The organism is Paraburkholderia sp. Ac-20340, assembly GCF_017104965.1.
GTDB lineage: Bacteria > Pseudomonadota > Gammaproteobacteria > Burkholderiales > Burkholderiaceae > Paraburkholderia.
In genome coordinates this window covers 26,033-48,816 of sequence record NZ_JAAGPR010000047.1, presented here as the reverse complement: position 1 = coordinate 48,816, position 22,784 = coordinate 26,033, and the positions used below count along the sequence as shown (strand labels likewise).

Genomic DNA, 22,784 nt, shown 5'->3' with positions numbered 1-22,784 from the left:
CGCGCTTCTGGCACTTATTCAGTCGTTCAAGGCGTTCATGGTGAACGCAACGAGTTGTCGATGACCACGATTCACCTCATCCACGGCGAGCCGGCAGCGGCCGCGCTGCGTCAGGCTCTGCTGGCCCGCGAGGCCGCATGCCCGACAGCCGCCCAATCGGCGAGCCAAGTGATCGCGCTAGCCGACGACCTCACGGTCGGGCCGCTGCGCGATATCGACGAGGCAGCCAACCCGGGTGCGGCGCAACGCGCGGCGTTCTGGCAGCGTGTGGATGGCGAGTGCAACGAAGCGGGCGTGCTGCACACACTGGCGCAGCAGGACTGCACGGCACTCGCTGCGCTGGAAGCCGGCAACGCCAACGTGGTGATCTGGCACACGCCCGACGCCGCCGACCAGCTCGCGCTGCGCCGCGCCTGCTACCGCCTGCGCAATGCGCCGCAACGCCTGAACGAAGTGCGCCTCACGGCCGCCGATCTGGCCGGCTCGCCGGACGAAGCCGCCGCTCGCCTGCAGGCTCGCGTGCCGGATGCGGCGCCGATCTCGGTGCTGCGCATCACGCGCCTCGCGCTCGAATGGCAGGAAGCCAAGTTCGCCAACGGCGAAACGCGGCGCTGGCGCGACAACACCTTCACGAGCGGCACGCTGGCCGATCTCGACACGCAGATTCTCGACATCCTCGGCGAAGCCGCGCCGCCCGCTGCAGCCAGCGCGCCGTGGCTCGCCTGCGACACGCTGGGCGCGGCACTCGTGCGCGGTGGCGCGGGCTTTACGGTCGGCGAGCCGGTCGTGCTGTGGCGCCTGCGCGAACTGGCCGCCGCCGGCGAACTGCGCCTGCGCGACGACCTGTGCGCCTCGCGCAATGACAGCGCCAGCGGCTGCACGCAGAACACCCGCGCGGACCGCGCCGAGCGCCCCATTCCGGTGCACGCAGCCGCGCATCTTTCCCTTTCCCGCTGATCCTTCGCTGAATCCCTGCCGATAGACCATGGCCCGCACCCGAGCGCCCGACCACGAAACCCAGCGCGACCAGATCCTCGAACTCGCCGCTGCCAAGTTCGCCCAGACGAGCTATCCGAGCACATCGATGTCCGATCTCGCGGCCGCGAGCGGCACCTCGAAGGCGCGCCTCTATCACTACTACGAGAGCAAGGAAGCGATCCTGTTCGATCTGCTCGATCGCTACACCAAGCGCCTGATGTTGATCATCGCCGAGGTGGAAGGCGCGAGCCAGCGACGCGGCCTCGACGAACGCGAATGTTTCGCCGAGCTGATCCGCGCGTTTCTCGCCGAATACGAGACCTCGCACAGCCGCCATGTGGCCCTGCTCAACGACGTGAAATACCTCGTCGACGCCCAGCGCGAAATCATCCTGAACCGCCAGCGCGATGTGGTCGCCGCGTTCACACGCCAGCTCGCGCGCGCCTACCCGGGCCAGGTGACGGCGGACAACCAGACTTCGCTGACCATGATGCTGTTCGGCATGATCAACTGGACCTTCACCTGGCTCAAGCCGGGCGGCCGCATGGGCTACCGCGACTTCGCCCAGCAGGTGATCGACGTCATGGATCACGGTCTGCAAAGCCCCTGAACACGCCTCGCCGAATTTTGCGAACGCTCGATCAATTCGGGCCAGATTGATGCAGCGCAACATGATGTGCAGTCACAACAGTTGACGCGTCAAGCTATTCAGCACACATACCCATTAAAAATCAAAGAGTTACGCGCTGAAATTTATTAATTAGGCGCAACACTCAAATCCGTAATCCGGGTTTTCCCTAGATCGACCCCAGGGTTTCCGCTAGAATTCGTTTTGCGGCGCATCATCCATGCGCCGCGTTTCGTATTCAGGGAGGACCCCACATGACCACGATTTCGACCCAAGCCAAGGAGCCGATCCTCGCATCCGGCCGCCCGCTCGCGTCCGGACATTCGCCGGCCATGGTGCGCGTCCTCACCTCGGCAGACCGCGAACGCCTGCTCACGCACTTTCTCGCGCTCGATGGCGACGACCGCCTGCTGCGTTTCGGCCAGGCCGCGCCCGACCACGTGCTCGAAAACTACGTGCGCTCGATGGACTTCACGCGCGACACCGTGTTTGGCGTGTTCGACCATCAGCTGCAACTCGTGGGCGTCGGCCATCTGGCCTATCTGCCGGCGGACGGCAACGGCCGCACGGCTGAGTTCGGCGTGTCGGTGCTCGAAAGCGCGCGCGGCCAGGGCATCGGCTCGAAGCTGTTCGAGCGCGCCGCCATCCGCAGCCGCAACACGCACGTCACCACGCTGTACATGCACTGCCTGTCGCGCAACTCGACGATGATGCACATCGCCAAGAAGTCGGGCATGAAGATCGAGTACGCCTACGGCGAAGCCGACGCGTATCTCTCGCTGGAACCGGCCGACCAGAGCAGCATCATCGCGGAAATGCTCCAGGAGCAGGCTGCGGTGTTCGACTACGCGCTCAAGCGTCAGGCGCGCCAGGCGTCGAAGCTGATCGAAACGATCCTGCCGCAGGCTATCGCGGCGTGACTTCTGCCCGGCCTGGGTTGAACGAGCAAGAATGAAAAAAGCGGCTTCGGCCGCTTTTTTTACGTCTGCGGCTTTCAAAACCGCTTTACGTTTGCGAGATCGGCAGCGCCGTCGTCTCCTTGAACGTCTGCAGCGAAAAGCTCGACTTCACGTCGATCACCGACGGATGGTGCAGCAACTGGTCCTGCACGAAACGCGAAAAGTGCGCCATATCCTCCACCTGCACGCGCAGCAGGAAATCCATATCGCCGGTCATGGCGTGACACGCCACCACTTCGGGCCAGGTCTGCACCGCCGCGCGAAACAGCTCCGCGTGCGTCACGCCCTCGCGCCCCGAAGCGGTCGGCCCGCGCTTCTCCAGCCGCACGTTCACGTAGGCCAGCAGATCCAGGCCGAGCTTTTGCGCGTCGAGCAACGCCACATACGTGCGGATCACACCGCTCTCCTCCAGCCGGCGGATGCGCCGCAGACACGGGCTGGGCGAAAGATTCACCCGATCGGCGATCTCCTGATTCGAGAGCCGGCCATTTTCCTGAAGAATCGCCAGAATTCGCCGGTCGATCGCGTCCAGTTCGATGCTCGCCATTTTCTGCCTTCGATATATCCAATAAAGGCAGTTTATAGCTCAAATCAACGCACACGCGATTAAGTTCGCAAGTTTTCGCCCAGACCGCACGGCTACACTTTGTCGCACGAAATCACTCATTGAAGCGCGAATCAGGAGACAAGCATGCAGGTTCCCACCTGGGAGAACCCCGTCGGCACCGACGGCTTCGAATTCATCGAATACACCGCGCCGGACCCCAAGGCGCTTGGCAAGCTGTTCGAGCGCATGGGCTTCACGGCTGTCGCGCGCCATCGCCATAAGGATGTGACGCTCTATCGCCAGGGCGACATCAACTTCATCGTCAACGGCGAGCCGGATTCGTTCGCCCAGCGCTTCGCGCGCCTGCACGGCCCGTCGATCTGCGCGATCGCCTTCCGCGTCGACGACGCCGCCAAGGCCTACAAGCACGCGCTCGATCTGGGCGCCTGGGGCTTCGACAACAAGACCGGCCCGATGGAGCTGAACATCCCGGCGATCAAGGGTATCGGCGATTCGCTGATCTATTTCGTCGACCGCTGGCGCGGCAAGAACGGCGCGCAGCCGGGCAGCATCGGCGACATCAGCATTTATGACGTCGATTTCGTGCCGATCGAGGGCGCAGACCAGAACCCGGCCGGCCACGGCCTGACCTACATCGACCACCTGACGCACAACGTCCACCGCGGCCGCATGAACGAATGGGCGGAGTTCTACGAGCGCCTCTTCAATTTCCGCGAAATCCGCTACTTCGATATCGAAGGCAAGGTGACGGGCGTGAAGTCGAAGGCGATGACTTCGCCGTGCGGCAAGATCCGCATTCCGATCAACGAGGAAGGCGGCGAGACGGCCGGCCAGATCCAGGAATATCTGGATGCGTATCACGGCGAAGGCATCCAGCACATCGCGCTCGGCACCAACGACATCTATGGCACGGTCGATGGCCTGCGCGCTTCGCAGATCGCGCTGCTCGACACCATCGACACGTACTACGAGCTCGTGAACCGCCGCATTCCGGGCCACACCGAACCGCTGGACGAGTTGAAGAAGCGCAAGATCCTGATCGACGGGCTGCCCGAAGACCTGCTGCTGCAGATCTTCACGGAAAACCAGATCGGCCCGATCTTCTTCGAGATCATTCAGCGCAAGGGCAATCAGGGCTTTGGCGAGGGCAACTTCAAGGCGCTGTTCGAATCGATCGAACTCGACCAGATTCGCCGCGGCGTGGTGCAGGACAAGGCTTGAACCTCGCACAAGCCAAGCGGCGATAAATGCAAAAAGGGCGAAGATCACGCGATCTTCGCCCTTTTTAGTTTTTGAACCGCCGCCGCACACCTACGGCCGCGAATTCAGGTGAATGGGATGCGGCGCGGATCAGCGCAACATCGTCGAAATCCTGGTTTGAACGGCTTAACGCCCGACCTTGGGGGCCGGCAGCGGGTTCGAGTCAGCCTTCGCGCACAGCGTGATCTGCGCGCACGACGTTGCTGCGTTCGCGCCCTGGGTACGGGCATTCGAATGCAGGGGCGCGCTCATGGCGAAGAACGCTGCCGATACCGTCAAGAAGGTCTGGATATGTCGATTGTTCATCTTGTGTACTCCTTTTTTCAGACTTGCCTCTCACTGAGCAATCAGCGCTTGCGCCCCAATATCTGGATGGCGCTACGCAGTTCGCTCAAGTGAGGGAGTTAGACAGGATATTCAAGAGCGGTTCCTGGTAAGTGCAACATTTACACGTTGTTACGTGGCACTCAATCTCGACACATCCTTTGTTACAAGGGATTTGCGGGCTTCGGAAGCGCCGTGGCGTCGCGAGCGCGAAAAATCGGGAAAGATCGGAAAAATGCTGCAAAGCGGCAAATTTCGCCGTGTTTATGATGCAAAGCGGCGGGTTTGTCCGAGTGCTACTATCGAAAAAAAGACGCCAATATGGCGAGCCCGGCCAAAGCATTCACAAGATGCCGCGGCCACCGAAAGTTCTGGCGATCCCAAAACGGATTGGTTGGATGGAGGAAGACAAATAATGAATGCCCCGCTCGACGCAGGTCAGCGCGCTTCGCTTGAAGCCGCACTCGCTTCCGTCACGCTCGACGATAAATACACCCTCGAACGCGGCCGCGCGTACATGAGCGGCATCCAGGCGCTGGTTCGTCTGCCGATGCTGCAGCAGGAACGCGACAAGGCCGCCGGTCTCAATACCGCGGGGTTCATCTCCGGCTATCGCGGCTCGCCTCTGGGCGGTCTCGATCAGTCGCTCTGGAAAGCGAAGCAGCATCTCGCCGCCCATCAAATCGTTTTTCAGCCCGGCGTCAATGAAGACCTGGCCGCGACCGCCGTGTGGGGTTCGCAGCAGGTGAACCTGTATCCGTCGGCGAAACACGATGGCGTGTTTTCGATGTGGTATGGCAAAGGGCCGGGCGTCGACCGTTGCGGCGACGTCTTCAAGCACGGCAACTCCGCGGGTTCGTCGCGTCACGGCGGCGTGCTGGTGCTGGCCGGCGACGATCACGCGGCCAAGTCCTCCACGCTCGCACACCAGTCCGAACATATCTTCAAGGCCTGCGGCCTGCCGGTGCTGTTCCCCTCGAACGTGCAGGAATATCTCGATTTCGGCCTGCACGGCTGGGCGATGAGCCGCTATTCCGGCCTCTGGGTCGCGATGAAGTGCGTGACCGATGTGGTGGAATCGTCGGCATCGGTCGAAATCGATCCGTATCGCACGCGCATCGTGCTGCCGGAAGATTTCCTCGTGCCCGAAGGCGGGCTGAATATCCGCTGGCCCGATCCGCCGCTCGTGCAGGAAGCGCGTCTGCTCGACTACAAGTGGTATGCGGGCCTCGCCTACGTGCGCGCCAACAAGCTCGACCGCATCGAGATCGATTCGCCGCATGCGCGCTTCGGCATCATGACCGCCGGCAAGGCGTATCTGGACGTGCGCCAGGCGCTCACCGACCTCGGTCTCGACGACGAAACCTGCTCGCGCATCGGCATTCGTCTCTACAAAGTGGGCTGCGTGTGGCCGCTCGAAGCGCAAGGCGCTCAGGCCTTCGCGCGCGGGCTGGAAGAGATTCTCGTGGTCGAGGAAAAGCGCCAGATCCTCGAATACGCGATCAAGGAAGAGCTCTACAACTGGCCGGATGCGCAGCGTCCGCGCGTGTACGGCAAATTCGACGAAAAGGACGGCGCAGGCGGCGAATGGTCGGTGCCGATGGGCAACTGGCTGCTGCCCGCGCACTACGAACTCTCGCCCGCGATCATCGCCAAGGCGATCGCCACGCGTCTGGACAAGCTCGATCTGCCCTCCGACGTGCGCGCGCGCATTGCGGCGCGCATCGCCGTGATCGAGGCGAAGGAAAAGGCGCTGGCGAAGCCGCGCGTGCAGGTCGAACGCAAGCCGTGGTTCTGCTCGGGCTGCCCGCACAACACGTCGACCAACGTGCCGGAAGGCTCGCGCGCGATGGCCGGCATAGGCTGCCACTACATGACCGTGTGGATGGACCGCAGCACCAGCACCTTCAGCCAGATGGGCGGCGAAGGCGTGGCGTGGGTCGGCCAGGCGCCGTTCACGAACGACACGCACATCTTTGCGAATCTCGGTGACGGCACCTACTTCCACTCGGGCCTGCTGGCGATTCGCGCGGCCATCGCCTCGAAGGCGAACATTACCTACAAGATCCTCTACAACGACGCGGTCGCGATGACGGGCGGCCAGCCCGTCGACGGCGTACTGACCGTGCCGCAGATCACGCATCAGCTCGCGGCGGAAGGCGCGAAGAAGATCGTGATCGTCACCGACGATCCTGAAAAATACGACGGCGAAGCCGCCGCGAAGCTCGCGCCGGGCGTGACGATTCATCATCGCGACCAGCTCGACGCCATGCAGCGCGAACTGCGCGAGATCGCCGGTACGACGATCCTGATCTACGACCAGACCTGCGCCACGGAAAAGCGCCGCCGCCGCAAACGCGGCACCTATCCCGATCCGGCAAAGCGCGTGGTCATCAACGAGGCCGTCTGCGAAGGTTGCGGCGATTGCTCGGTGCAGTCGAATTGCCTCTCGGTCGAACCGCTCGACACCGAATACGGCACGAAGCGCCAGATCAACCAGTCGACCTGCAACAAGGATTACTCGTGCGTGAAGGGTTTCTGCCCGAGCTTCGTGACCGTCGAAGGCGGCCAGCTACGCAAGCCGAAGACCGACCGCGTCGCCAATGAAGCGATGCCGCCAGTGCCGACGCCCGACGTGCCCGCAATCGGCCGCCCCTACGGCGTGCTGGTGACGGGCGTGGGCGGCACGGGCGTGGTGACGATCGGCGCGCTGCTCGGCATGGCCGCGCACCTGGAAGCCAAGGGCGTGACCGTGCTCGACGTGACCGGCCTCGCGCAGAAAGGCGGCGCGGTGATGAGCCACGTGCAGATCGCCAACCGTCCCGACGATATCCACGCCACGCGCATCGCCATGGGCGAGGCGAGCCTCGTGATCGGCTGCGATGCGATCGTGACCGCCGGCGACGACTGCGTTTCGCGCATGCAGGCCGGGCAAACGCATGTGGTGCTCAACAGCGCCGCCACGCCGACCGCCGAGTTCATCAAGAACCCGCAGTGGCAGTTCCCGGGCTCGAACACCGAAGCCGATGTGCGCGCGGCAGCGGGCGTCGACAACGTCGCGACCGTCGATGCCAACCGTTACGCGCTCGCGCTGCTGGGCGACGCGATCTACACGAACCCGTTCGTGCTCGGTTATGCGTGGCAAAAGGGCTGGCTGCCGCTCACGCACGAATCGCTCACGCGCGCGATCGAGTTGAACGCCGTGCAGGTTGAGAAGAATCTCGCGGCGTTCGAATGGGGCCGCCGCGTCGCGCACGATCGCGCGGCCGTCGATGCCCTCGCGAAGAAACCGGCGGGCGAGCAGAGCGCCGCGGGCGCCAGGATCGTCTCGCTGCATTCGCCCAAGGCGCTCGACGCGCTGATCGACAAGCGTGCGCACTATCTCGCCGATTACCAGAACGATGCCTATGCGCAGCGCTATCGCGCCTTCGTCGACGAGGTGCGCCGCGCGGAAGCAAAGCTCGATCACGTCGATGGCCAGCAAGCGCTCACCGAAGCCGTCGCGAAGAACCTGCACAAGCTGATGGCCTACAAGGACGAGTACGAAGTCGCGCGCCTTTACGCCGATCCGGCTTTCGTCGAGAAGATCAAGGCGAGCTTCGAAGGCGACTGGAAAATCCACTTCCATCTCGCGCCGCCTTCGTTCGCGAAGCACGACGACAAGGGCCATCTGCAGAAGAAGCCATACGGCCCGCGCATGCTCACCGCGATGCGCGTGCTCGCGAAGCTCAAGTTCCTGCGCGGCACGGCGCTCGATCCGTTCGGCCGCACCGAGGAACGCCGCCACGAACGCGCGCTGATCGGCGAGTATGAAACGCTGATGCGCGAAGTGATCGGCGGGCTGAGCGAGGCGAACCTGCCGCTTGCGCTGGAACTGGCGATGCTGCCCGACGCGATTCGCGGCTACGGCCACGTGAAGGAAAACAACCTCAAGGCCACGCGCGCGAAGTGGACGACGCTGCTCGCGAAGTGGCGCGCGCCGGAGAATGGCGCGGCGCGCCACGCGGCTTGATGGCGTGTTGAAGCCAGCGTTTTGAGGCGGTAAAAAACAAAGGGCGCTCCGTGTTGAACGGAGCGCCCTTTTTCACATCAAGCCTTTAAGCCTGGAGCGATTTACTTCTCTGCAGCCTTGTTCACAGCAGCGTTAGCCGAAGCCACCGCCGTCATGTTGATGATGCGTCGCACCGTCGCCGCCGGCGTGAGGATGTGCACCGGCTTCGATGCGCCCAGCAGGAACGGACCGACCGTCACGCCTTCGCCGCCGATCATCTTCAGCAGGTTGTACGTGATGTTCGCCGCTTCCACGTTCGGCATGATCAGCAGGTTCGCTTCGCCCGCGAGCGTGGTGCCCGGGAACGACTGCTTGCGGATCATTTCCGAGAGCGCCGCGTCACCGTGCATTTCGCCATCGACTTCCAGTTGCGGCGCGCGTTCTGCGAGCAGCTGGCGCGCAGCCTGCATGCGCTGCGAGGTCGACGAACGCACGCTGCCGAAATTCGACGACGACAGCAGCGCGACCTTCGGCGTAATGCCGAATTTCTCGATTTCGCGCGCGGCGAGAATCGTCATGTCGGCGAGCTGTTCGGCGCTCGGCACTTCGTTCACGTAGGTGTCGCTGATGAACAGGTTACGGCCCGGCAGCATCAGCAGGTTCATCGCCGCGTAGTTCTCGGCTTCCTTCGCCTTGCCGAACACCTGCTCGACAAACTTCAGGTGATAGTCGTAGCTGTTGAGCAGACCGCAGATCATGCCGTCGGCGTCGCCCAGATGGACGAGAATCGCGCCGATCAGCGTGTTGAACTTGCGCATCGAGGCCTTCGCCACTTCCGGCGTGATGCCCTGGCGCGCGCCCAGTTCGTGGTACGCCTGCCAGCTCTTCTGGAAGCGCGGATCGTCTTCCGGATCGACGATTTCGAAGTCGGTGCCCGCACGCAGCTTCGAGCCCATCTTCTTCAGACGCATTTCCACGACCGACGGACGGCCGACGATGATAGGCCTCGCGATCTTCTCGGTCAGCACGAATTGCGCCGCGCGCAGCACGCGCTCGTCTTCGCCTTCCGCGAACACGATGCGCGCCTGGCTCGCCTTCGCCGCCGCGAACACCGGACGCATCACCATGCCCGTGCGGTAGACGGTTGCGCCCAGCTCTTCGCGGTACGCATCCATGTCCGCGATCGGACGCGTGGCCACGCCCGAATCCATCGCGGCCTGCGCCACGGCAGGCGCGATCTTGATGATCAGGCGCGGATCGAAAGGCTTCGGAATCAGGTATTCCGGGCCGAATTCGAGCGTATGGCCTTCATAGGCCTTTGCGACTTCGTCGCCCTGATCGGTTTCTTCGGCGAGTTCCGCAATCGCGCGCACGCACGCGAGCTTCATCTCTTCCGTGATGGTGGTCGCGCCCACGTCCAGCGCGCCGCGGAAGATGAACGGGAAGCACAGCACGTTGTTGACCTGGTTCGGATAGTCCGAACGGCCAGTGGCGATGATCGCGTCCGGGCGCACGCGCCTGGCTTCTTCCGGGCGGATTTCCGGCTCCGGGTTGGCCAGCGCGAGGATCAGCGGCGTGGTGCCCATTTCGACGACCATTTCGGCCTTCAGGACGCCTGCGCTCGAGCAGCCGAGGAACACGTCCGCGCCCTTGATGGCGTCGGCCAGCGTGCGCGCTTCGGTATGCGCCGCGTAGCGCTGCTTCGACGGATCGAGGTTGCCGCGACCTTCATAGATCACGCCCTTCGAGTCGGTAACGAGGATGTTTTCCTTCTTCGCGCCGAGCTTGACCAGCAGATCCAGACAGGCGATGGCCGCCGCGCCCGCACCCGAGCACACCAGCTTGATGTTGCCCAGATCCTTGCCGACCACCTTCAGGCCGTTGAGGATCGCCGCCGAGGCGATGATCGCCGTGCCGTGCTGATCGTCGTGGAAGACGGGAATCTTCATGCGCTCGCGCAGCTTCTGCTCGATGTAGAAGCACTCCGGCGCCTTGATGTCTTCGAGGTTGATGCCGCCGAGCGTCGGCTCGAGCATGGCGATCGCTTCGACGAGCTTGTCCGGGTCGCTTTCCGCGAGTTCGATGTCGAACACGTCGATACCGGCGAACTTCTTGAACAGGCAACCCTTGCCTTCCATCACCGGCTTGGCCGCGAGCGGGCCGATATTGCCGAGACCGAGCACAGCCGTGCCGTTGGTCACGACGCCGACGAGGTTGCCGCGCGAGGTGTACTTCTGCGCGTCGAGCGGATCGGCGTGGATCGCTTCGCACGCATACGCCACGCCCGGCGAATACGCGAGCGAGAGGTCGAGCTGGTTCGAGAGCGGTTTGGTCGGCGTGACCGAGATCTTGCCGGGCTTCGGATTCTGGTGATAAGCGAGCGCGCTTTGCTTCAGTTGTTCATCCATTTTCGGGCCTGCCAGACGTGAGAGACGAGAGAGGAATGTTTATGTTCGCGTTGTGACCGCGTTGTGTTCACAGTCCCGCCGATTTGCTCGACTCGCGCTCAACGTGTACGGCAGCGGCGACGGACCGGTTCATGGACGAAACGGCACCGGCAAAAAAGCGGGGCAATTAGTGTACACCTGGCGATGTTCGAGACTACTTGGGTCAAAGACTGATACCGGAGATTTGTGCTGGATGGCATTGCGCCGGGATGAAGGTCGCCGCGGCGTGCGGCTTGGCGCGCGCAGACGCCCTGCGGGCGGGGCGTAGGGGACATTTCGGCGCCGTACGACGCTTTTATCGGATCGCCAGATCAGGATGCATGCGGTTCGCGACACGGGCGGCGCGCCGCATTGCGCGACGCGCCGGACACTTTTCGCAGGATTGTTGCGCCGTCGTGGCAGCCTTGTTGCGCGTTTGCGGCACACCATGCGGATTGACTTGCCATGCAGTGCGGCGTTGCGCCGCACCTTTGCGCGTGGAACACACCGCGTTCCGTACGCCGCGTGATGCCGATTGACACCGATTGACGCCGATATGCGCTTATTCGAGCGCGGCGCCGCGCCGTTCGGGGATCAGAAACAGCGTGGCGAGGATGTCGAGCACGTAGATCGCGGCCAGCATGCCGAGCGCTGCGGTGAAGGAATACCGCGCGGCCAGCGCACCCACGGCAAGCGGCCCGAAACCGCCCACCGCCCGGCCGATGTTGAACAGCACGTTCTGCGCGGTCGCGCGCGCGGCGGTCGGATAAAGCTCGGAAATCAGCGCGCCATAACCGCCGATCATGCCGTTGACGAACACGCCCATCGCCGCGCCGCCGATGAGCAGCGCGAACGGCGTGCTCAGATGCGCGTAGACGAACACCATCACCACGGCGCCCACCTGATACACCAGAAATGCGGGGCGGCGGCCGAAGCGGTCCGCAGCCACGCCGAACAGCCAGATGCCGCACGCCATGCCCGCCACGGTCGCCGCCGTCCATAGGCCGGATTTCGTCAGCGAATAGCCGAAGGATTTCGACAGATACGCGGGCAGCCAGATCATCAGCCCGTAATAGCCGAAGTTCTGCACCGAACACAGCACCGCCACACCGAGACTCGCACGCGCAGTACGGCCATCGGCGACCAGCAGGCGCAGTGCGCGCGGCTTGTCCTGCGGCGCGGCCTGCGCGGCGCGCTCGCGATGCGCGACGAACAGTTCCGGCTCTTCCACTTGCCGCCGCACGAAAAACGACGCCACGGCCGGCAGCAGACCCACCGCAAACATGCCGCGCCAGCCGATCAAGGGCAGCAGCATCGGCGTGAGCAGGGCCGCCGCGAGCACGCCCGCCTGCCAGCCCAGCCCGACATACGACGAGGCCCGCGCGCGCAGGCGCGCCGGCCAGGCTTCGGCCACCAGCGCCATGCCGATGCCGAACTCGCCGCCCAGACCAATCCCGGCGATCGTGCGGTAGACGAGCAGATCGGTGTATCCGCGCGACAGGGCGCACAGCCCCGTGAACACGGCGAACAGCAGGATCGTCCAGGTCAGCACGCGCACGCGCCCGAAACGGTCGGACAGCAGGCCGAACACGATGCCACCCGCCACCGCGCCCACCAGCGTCCAGGTGACGAGCGAACCGGCCTGCGCGCCGCTCAGATGCAGATCCGCGCCGATGGCGGGCAGCATGAAGCCGAGCATCAGCAGATCGAAGCCGTCCATCGCGTAGCCGAGCACGGAGGCGACGAGCGCGCGCACGGCATGACCGCGCGGGGACGCGGCGCTGCCCGGATGCGCGATCGCGGCGGGCGCGAAGGCGGTATCGGCAGGCGCGTCATCGGGCGGCGGAGCGGAGTGGGAACCTGGAGACATGGCGAAAATCCTGTGCTGGGGCGCGAGCCCGACGAAAACCGGCGAGAGTTTACTGGCGCGATAAATCGCCCACAACCGGATCAGCGCAGCATGACCGCCGGATCGCCGCCCGATCGACGCCCGATCGACGCCGATTCACCCGCTCCGATCGCGCCCTACAAAGCGCTAACCCGTTTCACGCGCGGCGCTGTCAGCGCGACTCGTCGGCAACCGTCAAGTCGGGTAAAATACCGGCCTACGCGCGCAAGAGAAGCCGTCCGGACCGAGCGGGTCGTTTGAAGCCAGGCCAAAGCCAAACCTCAGACAATCGACGCCATCCAGACCGCGCACCGTGGGTTCCGATGCACCACATCCGGACTCGCCGTGCCAGCGCCACCGGGCCCAGCGCCCACCCTCCTCCGCACTCATATCCAAGGATTCGCCCATGACAGGCTACGATCGCCAGACGATCTCGGACGCAACCGCGAAAATGCTGCTCGAAGTGAAGGCCGTGCACTTCAATGCCGAAAAGCCCTTCATCTTCACTTCCGGCTGGGCGAGCCCGGTCTATATCGACTGCCGCAAGCTGATCTCGTACCCGCGCGTGCGCCGCGGCCTGATGGAAATGGCCGAAGCGACGATCCTGCGCGACGTCGGCTACGAACAGATCGATGCCGTCGCCGGCGGCGAAACCGCGGGCATCCCGTTCGCGGCATGGCTCTCGGACCGCCTGATGGTGCCGATGCAGTACGTGCGCAAGAAGCCGAAGGGTTTCGGCCGCAATGCGCAGATCGAAGGTCTGCTCACCGAAGGCCAGCGCGTCCTGCTCGTCGAAGACCTGACCACGGACAGCCGCAGCAAGATCAACTTCATCAACGCGCTGCGTACCGCAGGCGCGGAAGTGAACCATTGCTTCGTGCTGTTCCACTACAACATCTTCAAGGAAAGCGTTTCGGTCCTGAAGGACATCGACGTCGACCTGCACGCACTGGCTACGTGGTGGGACGTGTTGCGCGTCGCCAAGCAGTCGGGCTACTTCGAAACGAAGACGCTCGACGAAGTCGAGAAGTTCCTGCACGCACCGGCCGAATGGTCGGCGGCGCACGGCGGCGCGACCTCCGCACCGCAGTAAGTATGCGAACGGCGGGCGACGCATCGCGTGGCTCGCCGATACAGCAAAAAGGCCATCTGCCGCACAGGCAGATGGCCTTTTTCTTTATGCGCCGATGTCCCGGCGCTTGAGCGCCGAGACCCTGGCGTTAAAACTTATGGCGTCACTTCGCTGCCCAGCCCTTCGTCGGGCGCATGCGAAGAGAGATTGAGCAGACCGTTGCTCTGCGCGTACTGGAACAGTTCCGAATCGCGATCGAGACCGAGCTTGCGCATCGCCGTGTTCTTCTGCGTGCTGATCGTCTTGATGCTGCGGTTGAGCTTCTCGGAAATTTCCTTGATCGTCATACCCGACACGAACAGCCGCACGACTTCGAGTTCGCGCTTCGAGAGAATCACTTCGTCGTTCTTGCCGCCGCTATTGATCCGCAGCGATTCGAGCGCGAGCTTCACCTGCGGACTCATGTATTCGAGATTGCGGCTCACGTGCTGCACCGCCAGGCCGATATGACTGAGATCGTCGGATTTGTGGACGACGGCAATCACGCCCAGTTCGCCGAGACGTTTCAGCAACGCGGCATTCTCGAGCATCGTCAGGACTACGATGGGAACGTCCGGAAAATTGCGGCGCAGATAACCGATTAGCGGCAAGCCATCGCCGTATTGTCCGCCTGGCATCGCGAGATCCGTCACGAGCACATCGCAGGGCGTCGACTGCAGCGCCTTGATCAGTTCGGTGGACTGACGAGCGCGAGCGACCACCTGAATGCCCGGAAACTTCAGAAGCGCATGCTCCGCGCCGAACAAGATCACCGGATGATCGTCCGCGACTACGACCCTGATTGGCTGCTGCTGCATCACCCCTCCGTGGAGACAGTCCTGCTCGTCGTTGATTTTTGATCGCCCCGTGCATCCCCGGAACCCCGCATTTCCACGTACTGAGGAAAGCTCGCGACTATAGCCGATTTCCTCGTCCGCACCGCCGCTATATGCCCAGAACTTATCCTTTTATTACCGATATATTGAACGATATCCGATCTGGCGCACAAATCGGCGCTCGCCGTCAGAAGTATGTTAGACATCTTTAACAAACACTCAGGAGAACGGTGCAATGCGAGCTGCCAACATGATGCTCTATCGTACAGCGCAAGCACACAACGGTTCTACTGCCAGGACACGAACGCGCAGCATCGTGGCCGCTGCCCTGCTGACCTTTGCATCGATGCCGCTGGCCGCCCATGCGCAGGATGCCTTTGCGATCGGCAGCGCGAACTTTCACGACGGCGGCGAGGTCGCTGCCGCGCAGGTGTTTAATCAGGAGAGCTGCAAAGGCGGCAATCGATCGCCGCAATTGACCTGGCGCAATGCGCCGGCCGGCACGCGCAGTTACGCCGTGACAATCTTCGATCCCGATGCGTCGAGCCGCGGCTGGTGGCATTGGGCCGTCGCGGATATTCCGGCACACGTGAAGACGCTGCCCGAGAACGCGAGCGCGTCGGGCGCGATCGGCAAGATGGGCGCGATCGAGGCGCGCAACGACTTCGCCGGTGACGGCTATGGCGGCCCGTGTCCGCCGGCTGGCAAACCGCATCGCTATATCGTTACCGTCTACGCGCTCAAGGTGGACAAACTCGCGCTCGCACCGGGCCGCCCAGCGACGATGTTCGACCACGAAATCGAAGACGCCACGCTCGGCAGTGCGAAACTCACGGTGACTTACGGCCGCTGAGGCGGGTCTTACGCGACACGTTCAAGCGACACGTTCAGGCAACACGTTTGCAATCGACATAAACGCCGGTCGCATTACATCGGCGAACGAAATACTGTCATCTCGACGCACCTGCGCATCTGTCAGGAAAAGTGCGCACGACAGCGGCTACCATGTCAGGCGCAGCCAGCCTGCCGCTGCGTCCTTTCATCCGACCTGCAACTGGAGTGCCTCATGTCCCGAATCGTCGTTGCGTATCACAGTGGCTACGGCCACACGAAGAAGCTCGCCGAAGCCGTGTTCACCGGTCTGCAGGATGCGGGCGCGCAGGCGACCCTGCTCGCCGTCGCCGACATCGACGATGCCGGCTGGGCCGCGCTCGATGCCGCCGACGCCATCGTGTTCGGCGCGCCGACCTACATGGGCGGCCCGTCCGCCGACTTCAAGAAGTTCGCCGATGCCAGCTCGAAAGCCTGGTTTACGCAGAAGTGGAAAGACAAGATCGCCGCGGGCTTCACCAACTCGGCGACCATGAACGGCGACAAGTTCTCGACGATCCAGTACTTCGTCACGCTGGCGATGCAGCACAGCATGATCTGGACGGGCACCGGCATGATGCCGTCGAACACCAAGGCCGCGACGCGCAACGATCTGAACTTCGTGGGCGGCTTCACCGGCCTGCTCGCCCAGTCGCCCGCCGATGCCACGCCCGAAGAAGCGCCGCCTCCCGGCGATCTCGCTACCGCGAAGGCCTTCGGCGCGCGCGTTGCGGCCGTCACGGCGCGCTGGCTGGCCGGGCGCTCAGCCGAGGCCTGATGGGTCTTGAGTCGCGGGCGCGAACGCCTCACGCGTGTTTGCGCCCCGAACCGCACGCGGCGCGCCGGGTCTTATCCGAACGGCCAGCGGTAGCGGCCGCCACCAGGGTAAGCCCGATTTTTTTCCCGCACGCGTCACACGTGTGGCGGCATACGGTCTTAAAATACCGTTCCCGCGCCGTATCGGTGATCGCCGCACATTTTCCCTGTGCGGCGGGCGGCGCCCGCAATCCCCGCGTTTCAGAGGAAGCGAGATGAGCACGAAAGTTTTTGTCGACGGACAGGAAGGCACGACCGGCCTGAAGATTTTCGAATACCTGTCGCAGCGCGCCGACGTCGAGATCCTGCGGATCGACGAGGCGAAGCGCAAGGACGTCGAGGAACGCCGTCGTCTCATCAACGCGTCGGACGTCACGTTCCTGTGCCTGCCGGACGTCGCTTCGCGCGAATCGGCATCGCTCGTCGAGAACGACCGCACGGTCCTGATCGACGCCAGCACGGCGTTCCGCACCCACGCAGACTGGGCCTACGGCCTGCCGGAACTCACCAAGGCGCAGCGCGAGAAGGTTCGTAACGCGAAGCGCATCGCGGTGCCGGGCTGCCACGCCTCGGCGTTTGTGCTGGCAATGCGCCCGCTCGTCGAAGCCGGCCTTGTCGCGCCCGAATTCGCCGCACACAGCTACTCGCTGACCGGCTATAGCGGCGGCGGCAAGTCGATGATCGCCGAGTACGAAGCGGGCGGTAACCCGAAGCTGATGAGCCCGCGCCCTTACGCGCTCGGCCTCAAGCACAAGCATCTGCCGGAAATGGCCTTCCACGGCGGCCTCAAGAGCCCGCCCGTGTTCACGCCGATCGTCGGCCCGTTCTACAAGGGCCTCGCGGTCACGACCTATTTCACGCCGTCGCAGCTCACGCGCGCGACGAAGCCTGAAGACGTCGTGGCGCTGTTCGCCGAGTACTACGCGGGCGAGCAGTTCGTGCGCGTGATGCCGTTCAACGCCGAGGCCAACCTCGACAACAACGCGTTCGACGTGCAGGCCAACAACGACACGAACCGCGTCGACCTGTTCGTGTTCGGCAACGAAGAGCAGTTCGTGACGGTTGCGCGCCTGGACAACCTGGGCAAGGGCGCATCGGGCGCCGCGGTCCAGTGTATGAATCTGGCGATTGGCGCGGCGGAAGACACGGGGCTGAAGGCCTGACGCCGCCAGAAGCGTCGCGAATACCAAAAAGCCCGGCACTGCAAAGTGTCGGGCTTTTTCTTTGTGCGCCGCGCCGGTGTGGCGCCGCGAGCAGGCATGCGGATCGTACAGACGAAAAAAAGCCCGCCAATGGTAGGCGGGCTGAATCCATATCAGAGGAGACATGGAGGAGACAAGAACCATTGTAGCGGACTACTTGGTGCGTCGCAACATGTAAAGTAGTACGCACCCTTGTTGTCTCGTAAAAACAACGAAATGGCGATCAGGATTACCCCGATGGATGTCGGACTGAATGAGAGTCCCGGCCGGAGAGAGCGTCACGCCACCATCGAAAGAATGAAGGTCAGTTGATCGAGCCCCACCGGGCGCACCAGATGAACGTCGAAGCCTGCGGCCAGCGCTTCGTCGCGGTGCTGCGATTCGCCCCATCCGCTCAAAGCGATCAGCATCGGGCTGCGTGCGCCGCAGGCTGCGCGCAGATCGCGCGCGAGCGTGGCGAAATCGTCGTTTGGCGCGAGTGACAGCGCGACCAGCAGCACGTCCGGCACGAAGCGCGTGGCGGCTTCGGTGGCATCGGCGAACGTGGTGGCGATGGCGGTCGCGTATTGCAGATCGGCCAGCAAGTTGCTGAGACCTGCCAGCGATTTTTCGTCATCGTCGGCGATCAGGATGCGCGTGTCCATCGCCGTCTCCCTTCCTGCTGTAGCCGCGCACGCATTGCGCGGCAAGGTGTTCAGATTGTCGACGACCGCCCGGCTGGCCAGCGTGCGTCAGCACGCGGTCGTCTGAAGAATTTGACCAGAACGCGCGCGCAGAAGTCCCGCGCTTGCGCCCTGATTCGCTCGAATTCACCGGGAGCCGCTTAACCGCGGCCCGCTCGACGCGCGGCGACCTTGCCGAGCACGGCGAAATCGCGTTCGCCGTCGCCGTGGGCGATGGCTTCGATCAGGCTGTCGCGCACCACGCTGGCGACGGGCAACGGCGTCGATACCGCCTCGGCGGCGGCCAGTGCGAGCCGCACATCCTTCAGGCCCAGACGCGCCTTAAAAAGCGCCGGTTCGTAGCGATCTTCGGCGATCATGCCGCCATATCCCGCATAAACCGGACCCGGAAAGATGCCGCCCGTAATCACGTCGAGGAAGTCGCGCATCGCTACGCCGTGGCCGCCGAGCAGCGCCGACGCCTCGCCCAGCGTCTCCACCGCCGAAGCCAGCATGAAATTCGCCGCGAGCTTCATCACGTTGGCCTGCTGCGGCAGCGCGCCGATCCGCCAGGTTTTCTGGCCGATGGCGTCGAGGAGCGGCTGCACGCGATCGATCGCTTCGGCAGCGCCCGCCGCGACTATCGTGAGCTTGCCCGCCGCCGCCACGTCGGGGCGTCCGAGCACCGGCGCGGCCACGTAATGCAGACCGCGTTCGGCGTGCTCGCGCGCGAGCGTTTCGGCCAGCGCCACTGAAATCGTCGCCATGTTCACGTGCACGAGGCCGCGCGGCGCGTGTTCGAGCAGCGTGGCGTCGATCACGACGCGCAGCGCCGTATCGTCGGCGAGCATGGACAGCACGGCATCGCCCGCAAAAGCTTCGGCGGGCGTCGCAACGACGCGCGCACCAGCCGCGGCCAGCGCCTGCGCCTTCTCGGGCGAGCGGTTCCACACGCGCACCGTATGGCCCGCCTTCAGCAGATTGGCGACCATCGCGCCGCCCATTTCGCCCAAGCCGATAAAACCGATATCCATCACATGCTCCAGAAAGTGAGACCTCGAAGTAAAGCATAGTGCGGCGACCTCTGCAGTCGAGCCGGAGCTGCCGCAGCCGTGGCGTGTCACGGGCAGTCGCGCAGTGCCATACTGCTTTGCATGGTCACCGCCACTTTTCGCTTCTACGAGGAGCTGAACGACTTTCTCGCGCGGGCGCAGCGTCGCCGCGCGTTCAGCTGCGCGTGCGCGGCGAACGCCACGACCAAGCACATGATCGAGGCGCTGGGCGTGCCGCACACCGAGGTCGAGCTGATCCTCGTGAACGGCGAATCGGTGGGTTTCGAGCATCCGCTCGCGGATGGCGACCGCGTCGCCGTGTATCCGAAGTTCGAGGCGCTCGACATCCGGCCGCTGCTGCGCGTGCGCACGAACCCGCTGCGCGAACTGCGCTTTATCGCCGATGCGCACTTAGGCGGCGTCGCGCAACTGCTGCGGCTCGCCGGTTTCGACACGCTATACGACAACCATTTCTCCGACGAAGCCATCGAGTCGATCGCCGCGGCCGAACATCGCATCGTGCTCACGCGCGACCGCGAACTGCTCAAGCGGCGCACCATCACGCACGGCTGCTACGTGCGCGCGATCAAGCCGCGCGCGCAACTCGACGAACTGTTCGAGCGGCTCGATCTGGCGGCCAGCGTGCGCCCCTTCCGGCTATGCCTGACCTGCAACGCGCCGCTGCACCGCATCGCGCGCGAAGACGTGCAAACGCGCGTGCCGGCAGGCGTGTTCGAACGGCATACGCGCTTCGTGACTTGCGATGTCTGCGCGCGCGTGTTCTGGGAAGGCACGCACTGGCGCCGCATGCGCACGCTGATCGACGATGTATCGGGCGCCAACGCCACGCAAGCGCCTGAAGACGGCAACGCTTCACCCTGACCCCAATCACTTCGATGGACGCGGGCGGGCGTTTGCGTACAATGCGCGCCACTGCCCAAATACCGGAGCCGAATCCATGGCCATGAAGAAGTTCGACCTTGAGAAAAACAAGGCGCTGAAGCTGATGCAAGCAACCCACAAAGCCGGCCCCGACCGCTTCGGCAAAAGCTCGACGCCCGCTGAACTCGATCGTCGCGAACAGCGCAAGCTCGACCAGGCTGCGGGCCTCGTGCCGTTCGCCTGCAAGCTGAACGCCGATCTGGTCGCGCAGCTCAAGACGCGCGCGGAAAGCCACCCGGAAGGCCTGACCGGCCTGCTGACCGAGTTGCTGAAAGCGGGCCTCGCGAAAGACGCCTGATCGGCGCCCTCGATAAGGGATAAAAAAAGCCAGAGCGAATTGCTTCGCTCTGGCTTTTTTCTTTGCGTCTCGCGAAACGAGGCGCAGGCGCGCTTTAGTTCTGCATGCCCTTGTCGTTCGTGCCGGCGGCCGAAGCTGCGTCCGAAACCGGAGCGCGCTTGCCGTGGTGCTTGAGCTTCTTGTGCTGCTTCTTGGCCTTGGCCGGTGCGCTGGCTGCCGGAGCGGTCGCGGCTGCGCCCGATGCGTCCTGAGCCATGGCCTGAACCGAAATCAGTGCGACGGATGCTGCGATAAGCGAGGCGAGAATCTTGTTCATCTGTTGTTCCCCAAACCTGACAAATATGACCGGCACGTTGTGAATTGAATAAGCGAGAAGTCGCGAAAAGGTCCGCTGGCCGATCTGGGCAGCCGTTTCGCGCGAAGCAGTATCACGCAGCGTAGGCGCTTTGTCATCCGCAATCGGACTGGTGTATTTTCCGGGAGACAACCGGCTTTCAATTCGGATACGATCGGGAATCCGCACGGTTGTTCGCCCCGCAGATCCCGCATTTTTGCCTCGGATTCGCTCGATTTCACCCGATTTCGCGCGAATCGCACGACGATCACGCAAACCTGCCGCGCAATCCTGCATTACCCCGATTTTTGCCGTTGCCGTTTCTATCCGGTCTGACTTCCTTGAAATTGTCTTCCCGCCAACACCTGCGCGCCAATCTGCTGATGCTGCTGGCCGCCATCATCTGGGGCTCGGCTTTCGTTGCCCAGCGGCTGAGCCTCGACGCCATCGGCCCGTTCCTTTTCACCGGCCTGCGCTTTTTGCTGGGCGCGGGCATCGTGTCAGCGTTCGTATTCGCCACGCGGCGCGGAGTGAGAAACACAGCGAAAGCTGCGTCTGGGCACGGCTTCGACGCCGCCCTGATTCGCGACGGCGTGGTGCTCGGCCTCGTGCTTTCGGTGGCGATTTCGCTGCAGCAAGTCGGCCTGCGCTACACGAAAATCGCCAATGCGGGCTTCATCAGCTCGCTTTATGTCGTTATCGTGCCGATGCTCGGCGTGCTGCTGCGCCATCGCACCGGTCCCGGCACGTGGATCGGCGCCGCGCTGGCTGCCGCCGGTCTCTATCTCCTGAGCATCAACGAGCACTTTTCGATCATGTACGGCGACTGGTATCAGCTCGGCTGCGCGATCGTGATTTCGATCCAGGTGATGCTCGTGGGTCACTACGCGCCGCGCCACGATCCGCTCGCGCTGTCGATCGTGCAGTTTGTCGCCTGCGGCGTGGCGTGCCTCGCGATCGCGATTGGCTTCGAACCGCTGCGGCTGGCCGATATCGAACGCGCCGCGCCCGCGATTCTTTACGGCGGCGCGCTTTCCGTGGGCGTCGGCTACACGATTCAGGTGGTCGCGCAGCGCGATGCGGCGCCCGCGCACGCTGCGGTGATCTTCAGCATGGAAGGCGTGTTCGCGGCCATCGCAGGCTGGGCCGCGCTGGGCGAAACGCTATCGACACGCGCGCTCGTGGGCTGCGCGCTGATGCTCGCGGGGTTACTGGCTTGTCAGTTGCTGCCGGCTTCGTTCGGCCGTCACGAAGACCGCGCGGTGGATGCGAAACAGCCGGTTGAATCGGCGTGAGACCAGCAAAACGCAGTGGGGCGATTTTTCGCCGCTGATCGCACACAGACGAAATGAAATGGCGTCGCCTGCGGGCGACGCCATTTTTTTGCCCGGCGTTTGAGCAGCGTGGATACGTGCGGCGTAGTGAGGGACTTATCCACGCCAACCTCTGAATAAGCTGGGGAATACCGCACGGACGAACTGTGGATCAGTTCTTGATAACTCCCGCCCTGCGACGGCCGAGGCAAAAGTTATCCTCGAAGCCCAATCTGGATACAGCAATTGTCCGCATGGCTGTCCGGCGCGCAGTGGATTGATGTCATTGAGAAATACCCTGTTATCCACAGATTGCCCCAGGGCTT

At 63.6% G+C, this 22,784-nt stretch carries 20 protein-coding genes; 12 read left to right on the top strand and 8 right to left on the bottom strand.

What is annotated here, in order from left to right:
• Nucleotides 1-60: 60 nt before the first annotated feature.
• From G3N59_RS34000 to G3N59_RS33990, 3 genes are all read left to right on the top strand, one after another.
• The gene (locus G3N59_RS34000) at nt 61-957 is read left to right on the top strand and encodes a DUF1835 domain-containing protein (protein WP_205987217.1); all 897 of its coding nucleotides are present in this window, start codon (nt 61-63) and stop codon (nt 955-957) included.
• 28 nt (nt 958-985) lie between these two features.
• Nucleotides 986-1,588 (top strand): TetR/AcrR family transcriptional regulator, encoded by a 603-nt coding sequence (locus G3N59_RS33995; protein ID WP_205987216.1) that lies wholly within the window; start codon nt 986-988, stop codon nt 1,586-1,588.
• A gap of 272 nt (nt 1,589-1,860) precedes the next feature.
• Nucleotides 1,861-2,526, top strand: a complete 666-nt coding sequence (locus G3N59_RS33990; protein ID WP_205987215.1) for a GNAT family N-acetyltransferase — start codon at nt 1,861-1,863, stop codon at nt 2,524-2,526.
• Nucleotides 2,527-2,611: 85 nt separating this feature from the next.
• Here the strand turns inward: G3N59_RS33990 and G3N59_RS33985 are convergent, their stop codons facing one another.
• Nucleotides 2,612-3,112 (bottom strand): Lrp/AsnC family transcriptional regulator, encoded by a 501-nt coding sequence (locus G3N59_RS33985; RefSeq protein WP_205987214.1) that lies wholly within the window; start codon nt 3,110-3,112, stop codon nt 2,612-2,614.
• Between the two features lie 144 nt (nt 3,113-3,256).
• On the opposite strand from G3N59_RS33985, the gene hppD reads away from it, so the two are divergent.
• Nucleotides 3,257-4,354, top strand: a complete 1,098-nt coding sequence (gene hppD / locus G3N59_RS33980; protein ID WP_205987213.1) for a 4-hydroxyphenylpyruvate dioxygenase — start codon at nt 3,257-3,259, stop codon at nt 4,352-4,354.
• 165 nt (nt 4,355-4,519) lie between these two features.
• Here hppD and G3N59_RS33975 read toward each other — a convergent pair whose 3' ends face one another.
• Nucleotides 4,520-4,699 carry a hypothetical protein gene (locus G3N59_RS33975; RefSeq protein ID WP_205987227.1) on the bottom strand — a complete coding sequence of 60 codons (180 nt, stop codon included), beginning with the start codon at nt 4,697-4,699 and terminating at the stop codon, nt 4,520-4,522.
• A 433-nt stretch (nt 4,700-5,132) separates the two neighbouring features.
• On the opposite strand from G3N59_RS33975, the gene G3N59_RS33970 reads away from it, so the two are divergent.
• Complete coding sequence (locus tag G3N59_RS33970) at nt 5,133-8,729, top strand: indolepyruvate ferredoxin oxidoreductase family protein (RefSeq protein ID WP_205987212.1); 3,597 nt, start codon at nt 5,133-5,135, stop codon at nt 8,727-8,729.
• Between the two features lie 101 nt (nt 8,730-8,830).
• On the opposite strand, the gene G3N59_RS33965 is transcribed toward G3N59_RS33970, so the two are convergent.
• Together G3N59_RS33965 and G3N59_RS33960 are read right to left on the bottom strand one after the other, a co-directional pair.
• Nucleotides 8,831-11,116, bottom strand: coding sequence for an NADP-dependent malic enzyme (locus G3N59_RS33965; protein ID WP_205987211.1), 2,286 nt, complete (start codon nt 11,114-11,116; stop codon nt 8,831-8,833).
• Nucleotides 11,117-11,696: 580 nt separating this feature from the next.
• On the bottom strand, nt 11,697-13,004 hold the full coding sequence (locus tag G3N59_RS33960; protein WP_205987210.1) for an MFS transporter: 1,308 nt from the start codon (nt 13,002-13,004) through the stop codon (nt 11,697-11,699).
• Between the two features lie 424 nt (nt 13,005-13,428).
• On the opposite strand from G3N59_RS33960, the gene G3N59_RS33955 reads away from it, so the two are divergent.
• Nucleotides 13,429-14,115, top strand: coding sequence for an orotate phosphoribosyltransferase (locus G3N59_RS33955; RefSeq protein WP_205987209.1), 687 nt, complete (start codon nt 13,429-13,431; stop codon nt 14,113-14,115).
• A gap of 134 nt (nt 14,116-14,249) precedes the next feature.
• Here the strand turns inward: G3N59_RS33955 and G3N59_RS33950 are convergent, their stop codons facing one another.
• A complete protein-coding gene (locus G3N59_RS33950) occupies nt 14,250-14,951 on the bottom strand; it encodes a response regulator transcription factor (RefSeq protein ID WP_205987208.1) in 702 nt (233 codons plus the stop codon).
• Between the two features lie 253 nt (nt 14,952-15,204).
• Between G3N59_RS33950 and G3N59_RS33945 the strand changes: the two genes are divergently transcribed.
• The 3 genes from G3N59_RS33945 to argC all read left to right on the top strand — a co-directional run bounded on the left by G3N59_RS33945 (nt 15,205) and on the right by argC (nt 17,818).
• Nucleotides 15,205-15,822 carry a YbhB/YbcL family Raf kinase inhibitor-like protein gene (locus tag G3N59_RS33945; protein ID WP_241024728.1) on the top strand — a complete coding sequence of 206 codons (618 nt, stop codon included), beginning with the start codon at nt 15,205-15,207 and terminating at the stop codon, nt 15,820-15,822.
• Nucleotides 15,823-16,035: 213 nt separating this feature from the next.
• Nucleotides 16,036-16,617, top strand: coding sequence for a flavodoxin family protein (locus tag G3N59_RS33940; protein ID WP_205987207.1), 582 nt, complete (start codon nt 16,036-16,038; stop codon nt 16,615-16,617).
• Nucleotides 16,618-16,870: 253 nt separating this feature from the next.
• A complete protein-coding gene (gene argC, locus G3N59_RS33935; protein WP_205987206.1) occupies nt 16,871-17,818 on the top strand; it encodes an N-acetyl-gamma-glutamyl-phosphate reductase in 948 nt (315 codons plus the stop codon).
• A gap of 317 nt (nt 17,819-18,135) precedes the next feature.
• Here the strand turns inward: argC and G3N59_RS33930 are convergent, their stop codons facing one another.
• Complete coding sequence (locus G3N59_RS33930; protein WP_205987205.1) at nt 18,136-18,501, bottom strand: response regulator; 366 nt, start codon at nt 18,499-18,501, stop codon at nt 18,136-18,138.
• Between the two features lie 179 nt (nt 18,502-18,680).
• Nucleotides 18,681-19,553, bottom strand: a complete 873-nt coding sequence (locus G3N59_RS33925; RefSeq protein WP_205987204.1) for an NAD(P)-dependent oxidoreductase — start codon at nt 19,551-19,553, stop codon at nt 18,681-18,683.
• A 120-nt stretch (nt 19,554-19,673) separates the two neighbouring features.
• Between G3N59_RS33925 and G3N59_RS33920 the strand changes: the two genes are divergently transcribed.
• Together G3N59_RS33920 and G3N59_RS33915 are read left to right on the top strand one after the other, a co-directional pair.
• A complete protein-coding gene (locus G3N59_RS33920) occupies nt 19,674-20,453 on the top strand; it encodes a Mut7-C RNAse domain-containing protein (RefSeq protein WP_205987203.1) in 780 nt (259 codons plus the stop codon).
• Between the two features lie 76 nt (nt 20,454-20,529).
• Entirely contained in the window at nt 20,530-20,811 is a 282-nt protein-coding gene (locus G3N59_RS33915; RefSeq protein ID WP_205987202.1) for a hypothetical protein, read from the top strand.
• Nucleotides 20,812-20,905: 94 nt separating this feature from the next.
• Here G3N59_RS33915 and G3N59_RS33910 read toward each other — a convergent pair whose 3' ends face one another.
• Entirely contained in the window at nt 20,906-21,127 is a 222-nt protein-coding gene (locus G3N59_RS33910) for a hypothetical protein (protein WP_205987201.1), read from the bottom strand.
• A gap of 359 nt (nt 21,128-21,486) precedes the next feature.
• Between G3N59_RS33910 and G3N59_RS33905 the strand changes: the two genes are divergently transcribed.
• Nucleotides 21,487-22,440 carry a DMT family transporter gene (locus G3N59_RS33905; RefSeq protein ID WP_205987200.1) on the top strand — a complete coding sequence of 318 codons (954 nt, stop codon included), beginning with the start codon at nt 21,487-21,489 and terminating at the stop codon, nt 22,438-22,440.
• The last annotated feature ends 344 nt before the right edge of the window (nt 22,441-22,784 follow it).